Annotated in this window: 12 protein-coding genes; 2 read left to right on the forward strand and 10 right to left on the reverse strand. The window is 71.5% G+C overall.

Annotated features, from left to right (window positions below):
* Positions 1–2: 2 nt before the first annotated feature.
* From AC5WRL_RS19280 to AC5WRL_RS19310, 7 genes are read right to left on the reverse strand one after another with little or no spacing between them, the layout of a single operon-like run.
* Positions 3–959: an aromatase/cyclase gene (locus AC5WRL_RS19280; RefSeq protein WP_496089844.1), complete on the reverse strand. Its 957-nt coding sequence runs from the start codon at positions 957–959 to the stop codon at positions 3–5.
* Between the two features lie 44 nt (positions 960–1003).
* A complete protein-coding gene (fabG, locus tag AC5WRL_RS19285; protein ID WP_496089964.1) occupies positions 1004–1789 on the reverse strand; it encodes a 3-oxoacyl-ACP reductase FabG in 786 nt (261 codons plus the stop codon).
* Positions 1790–1834: 45 nt separating this feature from the next.
* Positions 1835–2104, reverse strand: coding sequence for an acyl carrier protein (locus tag AC5WRL_RS19290; RefSeq protein WP_496089845.1), 270 nt, complete (start codon positions 2102–2104; stop codon positions 1835–1837).
* Between the two features lie 39 nt (positions 2105–2143).
* A complete protein-coding gene (locus AC5WRL_RS19295) occupies positions 2144–3406 on the reverse strand; it encodes a ketosynthase chain-length factor (RefSeq protein WP_496089846.1) in 1263 nt (420 codons plus the stop codon).
* Positions 3403–4683 (reverse strand): beta-ketoacyl-[acyl-carrier-protein] synthase family protein, encoded by a 1281-nt coding sequence (locus tag AC5WRL_RS19300; RefSeq protein ID WP_496089847.1) that lies wholly within the window; start codon positions 4681–4683, stop codon positions 3403–3405. The genes AC5WRL_RS19295 and AC5WRL_RS19300 overlap by 4 nt, the downstream gene beginning before the upstream one ends.
* Positions 4680–5006, reverse strand: a complete 327-nt coding sequence (locus AC5WRL_RS19305) for a TcmI family type II polyketide cyclase (protein ID WP_496089848.1) — start codon at positions 5004–5006, stop codon at positions 4680–4682. The genes AC5WRL_RS19300 and AC5WRL_RS19305 overlap by 4 nt, the downstream gene beginning before the upstream one ends.
* A 55-nt stretch (positions 5007–5061) precedes the next feature.
* On the reverse strand, positions 5062–6537 hold the full coding sequence (locus tag AC5WRL_RS19310) for an FAD-dependent monooxygenase (protein WP_496089849.1): 1476 nt from the start codon (positions 6535–6537) through the stop codon (positions 5062–5064).
* A 439-nt stretch (positions 6538–6976) separates the two neighbouring features.
* On the opposite strand from AC5WRL_RS19310, the gene AC5WRL_RS19315 reads away from it, so the two are divergent.
* Positions 6977–7834: a hypothetical protein gene (locus tag AC5WRL_RS19315; RefSeq protein ID WP_496089850.1), complete on the forward strand. Its 858-nt coding sequence runs from the start codon at positions 6977–6979 to the stop codon at positions 7832–7834.
* Positions 7835–7840: 6 nt separating this feature from the next.
* On the opposite strand, the gene AC5WRL_RS19320 is transcribed toward AC5WRL_RS19315, so the two are convergent.
* The 3 genes from AC5WRL_RS19320 to AC5WRL_RS19330 form a co-directional block, all read right to left on the reverse strand.
* Positions 7841–8539: a response regulator transcription factor gene (locus AC5WRL_RS19320; protein WP_496089851.1), complete on the reverse strand. Its 699-nt coding sequence runs from the start codon at positions 8537–8539 to the stop codon at positions 7841–7843.
* A 406-nt stretch (positions 8540–8945) separates the two neighbouring features.
* Positions 8946–9899, reverse strand: coding sequence for a methylmalonyl Co-A mutase-associated GTPase MeaB (gene meaB / locus AC5WRL_RS19325; protein ID WP_496089965.1), 954 nt, complete (start codon positions 9897–9899; stop codon positions 8946–8948).
* A gap of 242 nt (positions 9900–10141) precedes the next feature.
* The gene (locus AC5WRL_RS19330; protein WP_496089852.1) at positions 10142–11350 is read right to left on the reverse strand and encodes an acetyl-CoA C-acetyltransferase; all 1209 of its coding nucleotides are present in this window, start codon (positions 11348–11350) and stop codon (positions 10142–10144) included.
* 165 nt (positions 11351–11515) lie between these two features.
* On the opposite strand from AC5WRL_RS19330, the gene mce reads away from it, so the two are divergent.
* The gene (gene mce / locus AC5WRL_RS19335) at positions 11516–11968 is read left to right on the forward strand and encodes a methylmalonyl-CoA epimerase (RefSeq protein ID WP_496089853.1); all 453 of its coding nucleotides are present in this window, start codon (positions 11516–11518) and stop codon (positions 11966–11968) included.
* Positions 11969–12125 lie beyond the last annotated feature (157 nt).

The following is a 12125-nucleotide window of genomic DNA, read 5'->3' on the forward strand; positions in this document are numbered from 1 at the left end:
GCTCAGCCCCGCGCTTCCGCGTACTCCTTGGCGTGGCCGAGGGTGGCCCGGCTGTTGCCGCCCAGCGCCTCGCGGATGAAGGTACGGGCCTCGGGCACCCCCGCGTCCTCGCCCAGCACGGTGGTGATGTTGGCGGTGTTGAGGACGACGGTGTGCTGGGAGGTGGCCCGGGTCACCCCGTGGTCGTCCTCCTCCAGCAGCCAGTAGCCGGTGTGCAGGGTCATCAGGGCGGGCAGCGTGGTCTGCTTGTAGACGATCCGGTGGTGCGGGAAGCACACCCGGACCGATTCGGTGGTGTGTGCGGAGCCGTCCTTGGTGAGGGTCTGCATGCGCAGGATCTGCAACCCGGGGGTGTCCTCGCGCAGTTCGACGGAGGCGACGTGCGGCAGCCGCCGCTGCCACAGCCGGGCCTCGTTGAGGAAGTCGTACACGTCCTTGGCCGGGCCGTGGATCTCGACGGTGTCCTCGAAGGAGAGGGTCAGTCCGGCGGCGTGGGTGGCGAGTTCGACGTTGCTCTTGAGGGAGGCCAGCTCGGAGCGGCTGTTGCGGTCGACGGCCTCGTCGATCCACGTCAGGGACCGCGGATCGTCGTCGACGGCGCGGTAGTCGTGCAGCAGCCGTACCCGGCAGGAGGATTCCCCCCGGGGTTCGATGATCCAGGTGCCGCCCATCGCGGCGACGGGGGGCGCCGAGACCTCCTGGCGGAAGGTGATGCGCAGGTGGTGCGGGTCGAGCCGGCGGTGTGAGGTCCAGTGCTTGGCCTCGCCGTTGGCGGTCGCCCAGATGCGGATGCGTTCCTCGCTGGTGCCGTCCGCGCCGCTCTCCCCGCTCTCGACCTGCTCGACGAGTACGGAGGGCGGGAAGATCCGGGGCCAGTTCCCGACCTCCGCGAGCAGCCGGTACACCTCCGCCGCCGGCGCCTCCACCGTCGTCTCGTGCTCAACCTCGTGCACGGTCACGCTGATCTCTCCTCGTTCGTGGTGGGTGTGCTCCGGTGCGTGGTTCAGAAGTTGCCCAGGCCGCCGCAGACGTTGAGGGCCTGCGAGGTGATCGACGCCGCCGTGTCCGTGACCAGGTATCCGACGAGGCCGGCCACCTCCTGGGGGGTGGAGTACCGGCCGAGCGGGATCTTGGCCCGGAACCTGTCGAGGATCTGCTCCTCGGTGGTGTCGTAGGCGCTGGCGTACCCCTGCCGCACCCGCTGGGCCATCGGGGTCTCGACGTAGCCGGGGCACACGGCGTTGACGGTGATGCCGGTCGGGGCCAGCTCGTTGCCGAGCGCCTTGGTGAAGCCCACCACCCCGTGCTTGGAGGCGGAGTAGGGGGCGCCGAGCACGACACCCTGTTTGCCGGCGGTGGAGGCGATGTTGACGATGCGCCCCCAGTTCCGGTCGGCCATGCCGCCGGTGGTGAGCACCTCGCGGGTCATCCGGAAGACGCTGTTGAGGTTGGTGTCGATGACGTCCAGCCACAGCTCGTCGGCGATGCCCTTGGTGGGGCCGCCCCCGGACCGGCCGGCGTTGTTGACCAGGACGTCCACCGCGCCGTACGTGGCGGTGGCGGCGGTCACGCAGCGGGTGATGTCCTCGGCGGACCGTACGTCGCAGGGTGCGCCGGCCACCTCCAGGCCCTCCTCGCGCAGCGTCTTGACGGTGGCGCTCACGCTCTCGGGGGTGCGGGCGCACAGGAATACGTGGTGTCCCGTGGTGGCCAGCAGCCGGGCCACCTCAAGGCCGATGCCGCTGGTCGCGCCGGTGACGATGGCCACCCGCGGGTTCTGCGCCGTCATGCCTGCCATGTCTGCCTCCTTCAGGCTCGGTGGGGTCGGTCGCCGTCAGCCGACCGGGTCGGCGGTCAGCAGGCTGTTGACGGTCTCGATCAGGGCGCGCGGGGTACGGAGTTCGGCCAGTTCCTCGTCGTCGAGACTGATGCCGTACTCGCGCTCGATGCGGCTGCCGGTCTCCAGGAGGGCGAGCGACTCGTAGCCGAGCTGGTCGAACTCGGCGTCGAGGATGTCGCCGTCGAGGCCGCCGTTCTCGTCCGCTCCGGCGCCTTCGAGCAGGATCCGCCTGAGGTCGTTCAGGGTGAAGGTGGGGGAATTCATGGCTGTCTCTTCCTTCTCTTCCTTCTTCTCGGACATGGGCTACGGACGGGGCCGGTCCCAGGCGCGTACGACCATCGCGGAGTTGAAGCCGTTGAAGCCCCGGGCGAGGACCACGGCGGTGTCCACCCGGGCGGTGCGGGGCGCCGCGCCGACCAGGTCGATGTCGTACCGGTCGGCGAGGGACACGTGGGGGGTCGGGGGGATGATCCCGTCCCGGATCGCGAGGAAGGCGGTGGCGAGGTCCAGGGGTGCGCCGCCGGAGTTGAGCCGGCCGGTGAGCACTTTGGGGGCGGTGACCGGCACCGCGCGGGGGCCGAACACCTTGGTGATCGCCTCGGACTCGACCGCGTCCAGGGCGGGGAGGCCGGCCGCGTCGGCGAAGACCACGTCGATGTCGGCGGGTTCGGCGCCGGCGTCCTCCAGCGCCAGTTCGAGGGCCTTGTGGAGCAGCGGGACCCGTCCCGGCCCGGGCCGGGGGTCGAAGGTCGAGCCGTAGCCGGCGATCTGACCGTAGATGTGCGGGGCGCCGCGGCGCAGCGCGCTGTCCGCGTCCTCCAGCACCAGCAGGGCCCCGCCCTCGCCGGGGACATGGCCGCGGGCCGCCGCGTCGAAGGGCAGGTACGCGCGCTTCGGGTCCTCCGACGTGCTCATGCGGGCGCTCGCCAGCTGGGCGACCCAGCCCCACGAGCACAGCGCGGCGTCGATGCCGCCGGAGAGGATCAGCCGGGTGCCCTTGCGGATCTGCCGGCGGGCCTGGGCGACGGCGTCGATGCCGCCGGCCTGATCGCTGACGACGACTCCGCTGGGTCCCTTCATCCCGTTGCGGATGGAGATCTGGCCGCTGTTGACGGCGTAGAACCAGGCGAAGGACTGGTACGCGCTCACGTAGCGGCTGCCCTTGCTCCACAGGTTCCGCAGTTCGTTCTGGCCGAACTCGAAGCCTCCCGAGGAGCTGGCGGTGACCACGCCCATGTCGTACGGGGGGAGGTCGTCCGGCCGTATCCCGGCGTCGGCGAAGGCCCAGTCGGCGGCCACCAGGGCGAGCCGCGTCATCCGGTCGGTCTGCGGGACGAGCCGCCCGGGGAGGTGGTCCTCCACGGCGAAGTCGCGGATCTCCCCGGCGAGCTTGGCGGGGTAGCCGGTGGCGTCGAAGCGCTGGACGCCGCCGATGCCGTGCCGGCCGGCGCGGGAGGCGGCCCAGTAGTCGGTGATGCCGAGGCCGTTGGGGGCGGCGATCCCGAGGCCGGTGACCAGGACCGGGGCCGTCGCGGTGCGGTCGGGGGCGGGGGCGGGGGCGGTCATGCGGGCCTCCGGTCGGGGCCGGCGAGCACCATGGCGCTCTGGAAGCCGCCGAAGCCGCTGCCGACCGACAGCACGGTGTCGGTGCGCTGTTCCCGAGCGGTGAGCGGCACGTAGTCGAGGTCGCACTCCGGGTCGGGGGTGGTGAGGTTGGCGGTGGGGGGCACCACGTCGTGCTCGATGGCCAGCGCGCAGGCGGCGATCTCGATGGAGCCGATGGCACCGAGGGAGTGGCCGACCATGGACTTGATGGAGCTGACCGGGATCCGCCGCGCGTGGTCGCCCAGGCTCCGCTTGAAGGCGGCGGTCTCGTGCCGGTCGTTCTGCTTGGTGCCGGAGCCGTGCGCGTTGATGTAGTCGACCGCCTCCGGGGCGAGCCGGGCCTCGTCGAGCGCGGCGCGGATGGCCTCGGCCATCTCCGCTCCGTCGCGACGCAGTCCGGTCATGTGGTAAGCGTTGCAGCGCGAGGCGTAGCCGGCGATCTCGGCGTAGATGTGGGCGCCCCGGCGGCGGGCGTGCTCCCGTTCCTCCAGGACGAAGACGGCGGCTCCTTCGCCGAGGACGAAGCCGTTGCGGGTGCCGTCGAAGGGGCGGGAGGCGTGCTCGGGGTCGTCGTTGCGCGGGGTGGTGGCCTTGATGGCGTCGAAGCAGGCGACGGTGATGGGAGAGATGGGGGCGTCGGTGGCGCCGGCCACCATCACGTCGACGGATCCCTCGCGGACGAGTTCCACGCCGTGGCCGACGGCGTCGAGCCCGGAGGTGCAGCCGGTGGAGATCACAGTGTTGGGCCCGGCGGCGCCCACCGCCCAGGCGGTCTCGGCGGCGAAGGAGCTGGGGACGAAATAGTTGTAGAGGTGGGGCACCGCGTAGGCGTGGTCGACGAGTTCGAGGCGTCCGCCGTCGCTGACCGTGCGGTATTCCTCGTCGAGGCCGGTGGTGGCGCCGACCGCGCTGCCGATGGTGACGCCGATGCGGTGCGGGGCGATGCCGGCGAACTCCAGCCCGCTGTCGGCGACCGCCTCGCGGGCGGTGACCACGGCGAACTGCGCCGCGCGGTCCATCCGCCGGGTCTCCTGCGGGCCGAGTCCGAGCCGCTGGGCGTCGAAGTCGACCTCGGCGGCGACCTGGGAGCGGAACGGCGCGGGGTCGCACAGGCTCATCCGGCGGGTCGCGGTGCGACCGTCGGTGAGCAGCCGCCAGAACTCCTTGGTGCCGACGCCGCCGGGCGCGGTCACCCCGATGCCGGTGATGACGACGCGGCGCCCGGTCGGCGCGCTCATCGGGCGGTCCAGTGGTAGAAGCGCTGGGCCATCGCGTCGGCCGGCGACCGCCAGGTCGTGGGGTCGTACGCCTGGATGTGCGGCTTGAGGTCTTCGCTGACGCGGACGAAGCGCGGGTCATTCCTGGCCCCCTCGATCCGTTCGCCGCCGGTGTCCGTGTCGAAGTCCTGGAGGTGGAAGTAGAGTCCGCGGTACTCGAAGAGCTGGCGGCGCCGGGTGCCCATCCGGTGGGGCATCTCGGTCTCGTCGAACGCGGCGAAGATTCCGGCGACGTCGTCGACGGAGGGCGCGGCGATCTTCGCCACGATCAGCGTGCTGTGCATCTGGGCTGTCTCCTTGTCGGACCGGTGCGGTACGCGGGGTCGCGGCTGCCCGCCGTCAGGCGCGGGCGGGGCCGAACCAGCGCTCCAGTGCCATGGGAAGGTCGTGGTGGCTGCCGGGGGCGGCCCAGGCGATGTAGCCGTCGGGGCGGACGAGGACGGCCGCGGTGTCCCGGAGGGCGGAGTGGGGCTCGGTCCCGTGCGGGGTGGCGGTGATGACGTCGATGCGGTCGGTCCAGCCGGCGGCGTTGGCGCGCAGCCGCGGGTTGTCGGCGAGGTCGAGGAGTACGCCGCGGCCTCGGTGCAGGGTTTCGGCGCTGCTGGTGTCGCGCCCCTGGGCGGTGCGTAGTTGAAGTGCGGGCATGCGGGCGCCGAGGAGGGGGTGCCGGCCGCCGCCGGACGCGTACCGGATCTCCAGGCCGCTGACCATGGCGGCCAGATGGCGGGCGACCTCCGGGTACTGGGTGAGTTCGCCGAGCACGTGGCGCAGCGGCGCCACCTCGTCCCCGCCGAGGAAGATCAGCCCCTGGGCCCGGGTGTTCATCAGCAGCCGTTCGCCGACGGCGTGGCGTTCGGTGTGGTACGTGTCCAGGAGCGTTCCGGGGGCGGTGCCGCGTACGGTGCCGGCCAGTTTCCAGCCGAGGTTGACGGCGTCCTGGATGCTGGTGTTCATGCCCTGGCCGCCGGCGGGGAGGTGGATGTGGGCGGCGTCGCCCGCCAGCAGCACCCGGCCGCGGCGGTACTCGGTGACCTGTCGGGTGGCGTCGCCGAAGGCGCTGACCCAGACGGGTTCGGCGTGCGAGATGTCGATTCCGGTGAGGCGCTTCCAGGCGTCCGCGACCTCGCCGAAGGCGGGAGGCCGGGTGCGGCGCTGGGGCGGGGTGCCGCGCTCGCACACGATGATGCGGGTGATGCCGCCGGGCATCGGGCCGACCATGACCATGCCGCCGGGGAGGTTCTGGCCGATCATGCGGGGTTCGAGTTCGACGCCGCGCAGGTCGGCCAGGTACATCTCCATGGTGGCGGCGGTGCCGGGGAAGTCGAAGCCGGCGGCCTTGCGTACGGTGCTCCGTCCGCCGTCGCAGCCGACCAGCCAGCCGGTGCGCAGTTCCTCCTCGCCGTCGGGGCCGCGCACCGTGAGGGTGACGCCGGCGCCGTCGTCGTGGAGCGCGAGCAGTTCGCAGCCGCGGCGGATGTCGGCGCCGAGGCCGGCCGCCCACTCCTCCAGGACGGTCTCGGTCGTCGACTGCGGGATGGTCTTGGCGGCCTGGGCCGCGCCTTCCAGAACGCCGAAATCGATGGGTATTCCGCCGAAGTGGCCCTGGTCGCTGGTCTCCACATCGCCGAATCTGGCCAGCAGGCCACGCTGGTCGAACACTTCCATGGTGCGGGCGGTGAATCCCAGTCCCCGGGATTCTCCGGTGCGCTCGGTGAGTTTTTCCAGAACGGTGACGCCAACCCCCGCGATGCGCAGTTCGGCGGCGAGCATGAGGCCGGCGGGGCCAGCGCCCACGACGATGACGGAAGCGTCCATATACCTCTCCTCACAGGAGGGGGAACGGGCTGGTGGGGGAATCGGAGAAGCGGTGGAGGAAACGGTGTTCGGGCGGGCCGGCCGGTGTTGCGGGCAGGCGGGTGCTCTCATCCCGGGGAATGCCGGGCGGATGCGGTGTCAGCTCTCCGGAAATCCGGCGACGGTGCCGGGATCTGCGGGTGATAATCCTCGACGGGCAGCCTGTCGGGCACACCTCTGCGGAAGCTAGTGAAAATCTTCTTCGCGATGGTGCGGCGGCGTCAAGTGGCAATCTTCAAGAGATTGAAAACTTCTTGTCAGCGGCCTGAAATTCTGGGTCATGAGTTCAAGCACTCTGTGGTGCGGCACAAGGGAGTGAAAGTGCTCTTGAACGCTTCCGTCCGCGTCTCCTAGCGTCCAACGGTCGGTCAGATCGCCACTCCGTCCCCAGGGAGAACGCATGGCAAGGGTGAGGCTCTGTACGGGTTCCGGCTGCACGGCGCGGGAGAAGGGCGGGCATGGACGGCGGCGCGCGGTGGGCGGTGTGCTGCTGTGCCGCCCGTGCCGGGACGGGCTCGCCACGGATGTCGGGGAGTTGCCGGCGCTGCATGCCGCGTGCGGTCAGGTGCTGGGGGGCGGCCGGGCCGGGGACGGGGTGCGGGTCACCGGCGGCGGCCCCGGTGATCTGCCGTTCAACGAGGCCGCGAGCCGGGTGCGGGCGGACATCGTCACCACGCTCAGCTCCTGGACCGCGCTGCTCGCCGACGAACGGGGGCTGACGCCGCCGCGCCGCACGGTGCGGGCGATGACGGCCTTCGTCCTCCCGCACATCGACTGGCTGGCCGGCCACCGGGCCGCCGCCGAACTCACCGACGAGTTCGCCCGGCTGGCGCGCCGGGCCCGCCGGGTGTGCGACCCGGAGCCGACCCGGTGGGTGCCGGCCGGCTCGTGTCTCCATCCGCAGTGCACCGGGGCGCTGGCCGCCGCCGTACGCCCCGGGGAGCCGCGGCGGGAGACCGAGCTGCGGTGCGGGAGCGAACCGGCGCACCGCTGGGCCGGGGAGGAGTGGGGAAAGCTGATCCGGCGCGCGATGGGCCTGACCGACGCCGCGCCCGAGGAGGACGAGCGCCGGCCGATGTGGCTGTCCCCGTCGGACGTGGCGGCGTTGTGGAACGTACCGCTGGGCAGCGTCTACCGGACCGCCTGCCGCAGCGGCTGGCGCCGCCGCAGGCAGGGGCGGCTGACCTTCTATCACGGCCTGGACGTGGCCAAGGACCTGCGCGGGCGGGCGGCCGGTGCCGCCGGGGCGCGCGGGTGAGGCGGTTCAGCCCCGGTTGTCGTCCGTGCAGGCGAAGACGAACCCGATGCCCCGCACGGTGCGGATGCCACAGCTCTCGCCCAGCTTTCTGCGGAGCAGGCTCACATGGGTGTCGATGGTCCGGCTGGCCTGGAGCCCCCGCGAGCCCCCGTTGGCCACGGGGTGGCCCCAGATCTCCACCAGGAGCCGCTGCCGGGAGAGCACCACCCCGGGCCGGCCGGCCAGGTAGTGCAGCAGGTCGAACTCCCGCCGGCTCAGCTCGACGGGCACATCGTGGAGCCGCACCTCCCGGCACGAGCTGTCGATCCGCAGCGGCCCGTATTCCATGACGTCGGACGCGCCAGGACGCTTCTGTCCGGTGCGCCGCATCACCGTTTCAATCCGCGCCATCAGTTCCCGGAAACCGTAGGGCTTGTTCAGGCAGTCGTCCGCGCCCGCTTGCAGACAAAGGACCCGGTCTAATTCCGTGGCCCGCCCGGTGAAGGCGATGATCGGGGTATTGGAATTCTCCCTGATATTGCGGCACACCTGAAGGCCGTCCATATCGGGCAATTCCAGATCAAGCAGTATAAAATCCGCCGTGAAATGATCTCGCAGCGCCTGGAGCCCCGTGGCCACCGCCATGACCTCGAAGTTGCACCTTTGAAGGCCGGTGGCCAATGAATCGACTGCACCCTGCTCATGTCCGACTATGAGGATATGCATGATTCCCGCCCGCTTTCCTGTCCATATCGGTCGGTTGGCAGTGCATGATTAAGACGTCACCCCCCGTAACTCCCCAAGCCACTATAAACTCCGGATCGGCTTCCCGGAAGATTGATCGACTTCGCTGCCCGGCTGGTCAGCTGCCTTGCCCGTGGCAGACATGTCGAGGACATTGCAAAAATCCGTGACTCGGCCGAATCACCTTTATCAGCCGGAACCGACCGGCGGACCGCACGGAATGTAAACAGCAGGTGTCGCGGGACGGACGGGGTATCGCCGACACGACGGGGGCCGGGCACGGCGCCCTCGCGGCGCCGCCCCGGCCCCTCGGGGGTGTCTTCACCGTCCCGCCCGCCGGCCCTTCGGGCGGACGGCGCTACGGTGAAGACACCCCTCGGCCCTGCCGCTACTGCCCCGTGACCTCCGCCAGCAGTTCGTCCGCCGCCGCGTACGGGTCCAGGTCGCCGGTGACGATGCGGGCGGACAGGGCGGCCAGCCGGCGGTCGCCGCTCAGGTCGGCGATCCGGGCGCGCAGCGCCGTCAGGGCGATGGTCTCGATCTCCTTCGCGGCGCGGCGGGTGCGTCGGGCGGCGAGTTCGCCGTGTTCCTCCATCCAGGCGCGGTGCTTCTCCAGCGCCGCCACCATGTCATCGACGCCCTCGCCGCGCGCCGCGACGGTCTTGGTGACGGTGGGGCGCCAGTCGCCGGGGCCGCGCGGCGCGCCCAGGCCCAGCATGTGGTTCAGCTCCCGCACGGTGGCGTCGGCGCCGTCCCGGTCGGCCTTGTTGACGACGAACATGTCGCCGATCTCCAGGATCCCGGCCTTGGCGGCCTGGATGCCGTCGCCCATGCCGGGGGCGAGCAGCACCACGGTGGTGTCGGCCTGGGAAGCGATCTCCACCTCCGACTGGCCGACGCCGACCGTCTCCACCAGCACGATGTCGCAGCCCGCCGCGTCCAGCACCCGGACCGCCTGCGGCGCGGCCTCGGCGAGGCCGCCGAGCCGGCCGCGGGTGGCCATGGAGCGGATGTAGACGCCGGGGTCGGAGGCGTGGTCGTTCATCCGCACCCGGTCGCCCAGCAGCGCGCCGCCGGAGAACGGGGAGGAGGGGTCGACGGCGAGCACCCCGACGCGTTTGCCGGCCCGCCGGTACGCGCTGGTGAGCGCCGAGGTGCAGGTGGATTTGCCGACGCCGGGGGATCCGGTGAGGCCGATGACGTACGCCCCGCCGCTGTGCGGGGCGAGCGCCGCCATCACCTCCCGCAGCTGCGGGGCGCCGCCTTCCACCAGGGAGATCAGCCGGGCCACGGCCCGTGGCTCCCCGCGCCGGGCGCGGGCCACCAGGTCGGGCACGTCCACCCGCCGGGTCACGGGGGCGGGGACCGGTGCGCCCCGCCCGCCGGGTGGCGCCTGCGTGCCGTCCGTACCCTCCGTGCCGCTCATCAGCTGTCCTTCCGCGCCCCGGTCGTCCGTCCGGGCCGTCGTCCCTGCCGTCTTCGACGCGGGGTCCGTGTCCTCGTCGCCGGTCATCTCCCGGCCGTGCTCCGTACGATCGTTCGCGCCGCGGCCCCGCGTCCAGCGGGATGCGGCGCGGCCGGCGGTCAGCGGCGCGGTGAGCGCAGGATGAGTGCGTCGCCCTGGCCGCCGCCGCCGCACAGGGCCGCGGCACCCGTACCACCCCCGCGTCGGGCGAGTTCCAGGGCGAGGTGGAGGACGATCCGCGCCCCGGATGCCCCGATCGGGTGACCCAGGGCAATCGCCCCGCCATTCACATTCACTCGTTCGTGGCCAATTCCCAGATCCTTCATTGACTGGACCGCGACCGCCGCGAACGCCTCGTTGATCTCCACCAGGTCCAGGTCCGCCGCCTCAAGCGACTCCTTGCGCAGCGCGTGCAGGATCGCGTTCGAGGGCTGGGAGTGCAGCGAGTTGTCGGGCCCGGCCACATTCCCGTGGGCGCCGATCTCCGCGATCCACTCCAGGCCGAGCTGCTCCGCCTTCGCCCTGGACATGACCACCACCGCCGCCGCGCCGTCCGAGATCTGCGACGCCGAACCGGCCGTGATGGTGCCGTCCGGGCGGAACGCCGGCCGCAGCCGCCCCAGCGACTCCACCGTGGTCTCGGGGCGGATGCCCTCGTCCTCCGCCACGATCACCGGCTCGCCCTTGCGCTGCGGGACCGGGACCGGGGTGATCTCCGCCGCGAACAGGCCGTCCTTGCGCGCCCGCGCCGCCCGCAGATGGGAGGCGGCGGCGATCTCGTCCTGCTCCGCGCGCCCGATGCCCAGCCGGATGTTGTGCTGCTCGGTGGACTCCCCCATCGCGATGCCCTCGAAGGCGTCGGTCAGCCCGTCGTGCGCCATCGCGTCCAGCATCTCGATCGCGCCGTACTTGTAGCCGGCCCGCGACTTCGGCAGCAGGTGCGGGGCGTTCGTCATCGACTCCTGGCCGCCCGCCACGATCACGTCGAACTCTCCGGCCCGGATCAGCTGATCGGCCAGCGCGATGGCGTCCAGCCCGGACAGGCACACCTTGTTGACGGTCAGCGCGGGCACGCTCATCGGGATCCCGGCGTGCACGGCGGCCTGCCGCGCCGGGATCTGTCCGGCCCCGGCCTGGAGCACCTGGCCCATGATCACGTACTCCACCTGGTCACCCGTGATCCCGGCCCGCTCCAGCGCCGCCCGGATCGCGAAGCCGCCCAGCCGGGCGCCGCTGAAGTCCTTGAGCGAGCCGAGCAGCCGGCCCATCGGGGTACGCGCCCCCGCGACGATCACGGACGTGACGGGAGAGGCGTTGGCAGACATCATGGGGCTCCTTTGCCCGGGAACATGTGCTCGCGAACCTGCCGTGGTGAACGACCGTTCACATCACGGTGTAGTCAATGTACGCAGCGCGAGCCCGCAGGTCACCGTCACGGAAATGTGACGGTGCGCACGTTGCGCGGTCACCGCGCGTGGCGGTCCACTGATCCCATGCTGACGCGCATCGATCACATCGGAATCGCCTGCACCGACCTGGACGCCACCGTCGGGTTCTACCGGGCCACGTACGGCTTCGAGGTCTTCCACACCGAGATCAACGAGGAGCAGGGGGTACGCGAGGCGATGCTGCGGATCAACGGCACCGACGACGGCGGGGCCTCCTACCTCCAGCTTCTCCAGCCGCTGACTCCGGACACCCCGGTCGGTAAATGGCTGGCGAAGAACGGTGAAGGAGTGCATCACATCGCCTTCGGCACCGCCGACGTCGAGGCCGACGCCGAAACCGCCAGGCAGGCCGGGGTACGGGTGCTCTACGACACCCCCCGTACCGGCTCCATGGGCTCCCGGATCACCTTCCTGCACCCGAAGGACTGTCACGGAGTGCTCACAGAACTGGTCACCGCCGCGCCCTCCAAGGGTGTTGAAGGGCCCTCGGGCCACTGACGCAAGCTTCCCCGGCCGGTAGAGTGGCCGGGCCGGGGCATGGGACTCACTCCTTTGACCCCTGCCCGGCGACGAACTCCGACCGGCGGCAGCCCGTACTGGTGCTCCACTCCACGCGCCACACCACGGACGGCGGCCGGACCGGATCACCCTTAAC

The organism is Streptomyces sp. NTD107 (assembly GCF_059510435.1).

What these genes read in the sequence shown, in the direction of transcription:
- fabG (WP_496089964.1), bottom strand. Translation starts at nt 1,789, where the DNA reads ATGACGGCGCAGAACCCGCGGGTGGCCATCGTCACCGGCGCGACCAGC.
- AC5WRL_RS19290 (WP_496089845.1), bottom strand. Translation starts at nt 2,104, where the DNA reads ATGAATTCCCCCACCTTCACCCTGAACGACCTCAGGCGGATCCTGCTC.
- AC5WRL_RS19295 (WP_496089846.1), bottom strand. Translation starts at nt 3,406, where the DNA reads ATGACCGCCCCCGCCCCCGCCCCCGACCGCACCGCGACGGCCCCGGTC.
- AC5WRL_RS19300 (WP_496089847.1), bottom strand. Translation starts at nt 4,683, where the DNA reads ATGAGCGCGCCGACCGGGCGCCGCGTCGTCATCACCGGCATCGGGGTG.
- AC5WRL_RS19305 (WP_496089848.1), bottom strand. Translation starts at nt 5,006, where the DNA reads ATGCACAGCACGCTGATCGTGGCGAAGATCGCCGCGCCCTCCGTCGAC.
- AC5WRL_RS19310 (WP_496089849.1), bottom strand. Translation starts at nt 6,537, where the DNA reads ATGGACGCTTCCGTCATCGTCGTGGGCGCTGGCCCCGCCGGCCTCATG.
- AC5WRL_RS19315 (WP_496089850.1), top strand. Translation starts at nt 6,977, where the DNA reads ATGGCAAGGGTGAGGCTCTGTACGGGTTCCGGCTGCACGGCGCGGGAG.
- AC5WRL_RS19320 (WP_496089851.1), bottom strand. Translation starts at nt 8,539, where the DNA reads ATGCATATCCTCATAGTCGGACATGAGCAGGGTGCAGTCGATTCATTG.
- AC5WRL_RS19330 (WP_496089852.1), bottom strand. Translation starts at nt 11,350, where the DNA reads ATGATGTCTGCCAACGCCTCTCCCGTCACGTCCGTGATCGTCGCGGGG.
- mce (WP_496089853.1), top strand. Translation starts at nt 11,516, where the DNA reads ATGCTGACGCGCATCGATCACATCGGAATCGCCTGCACCGACCTGGAC.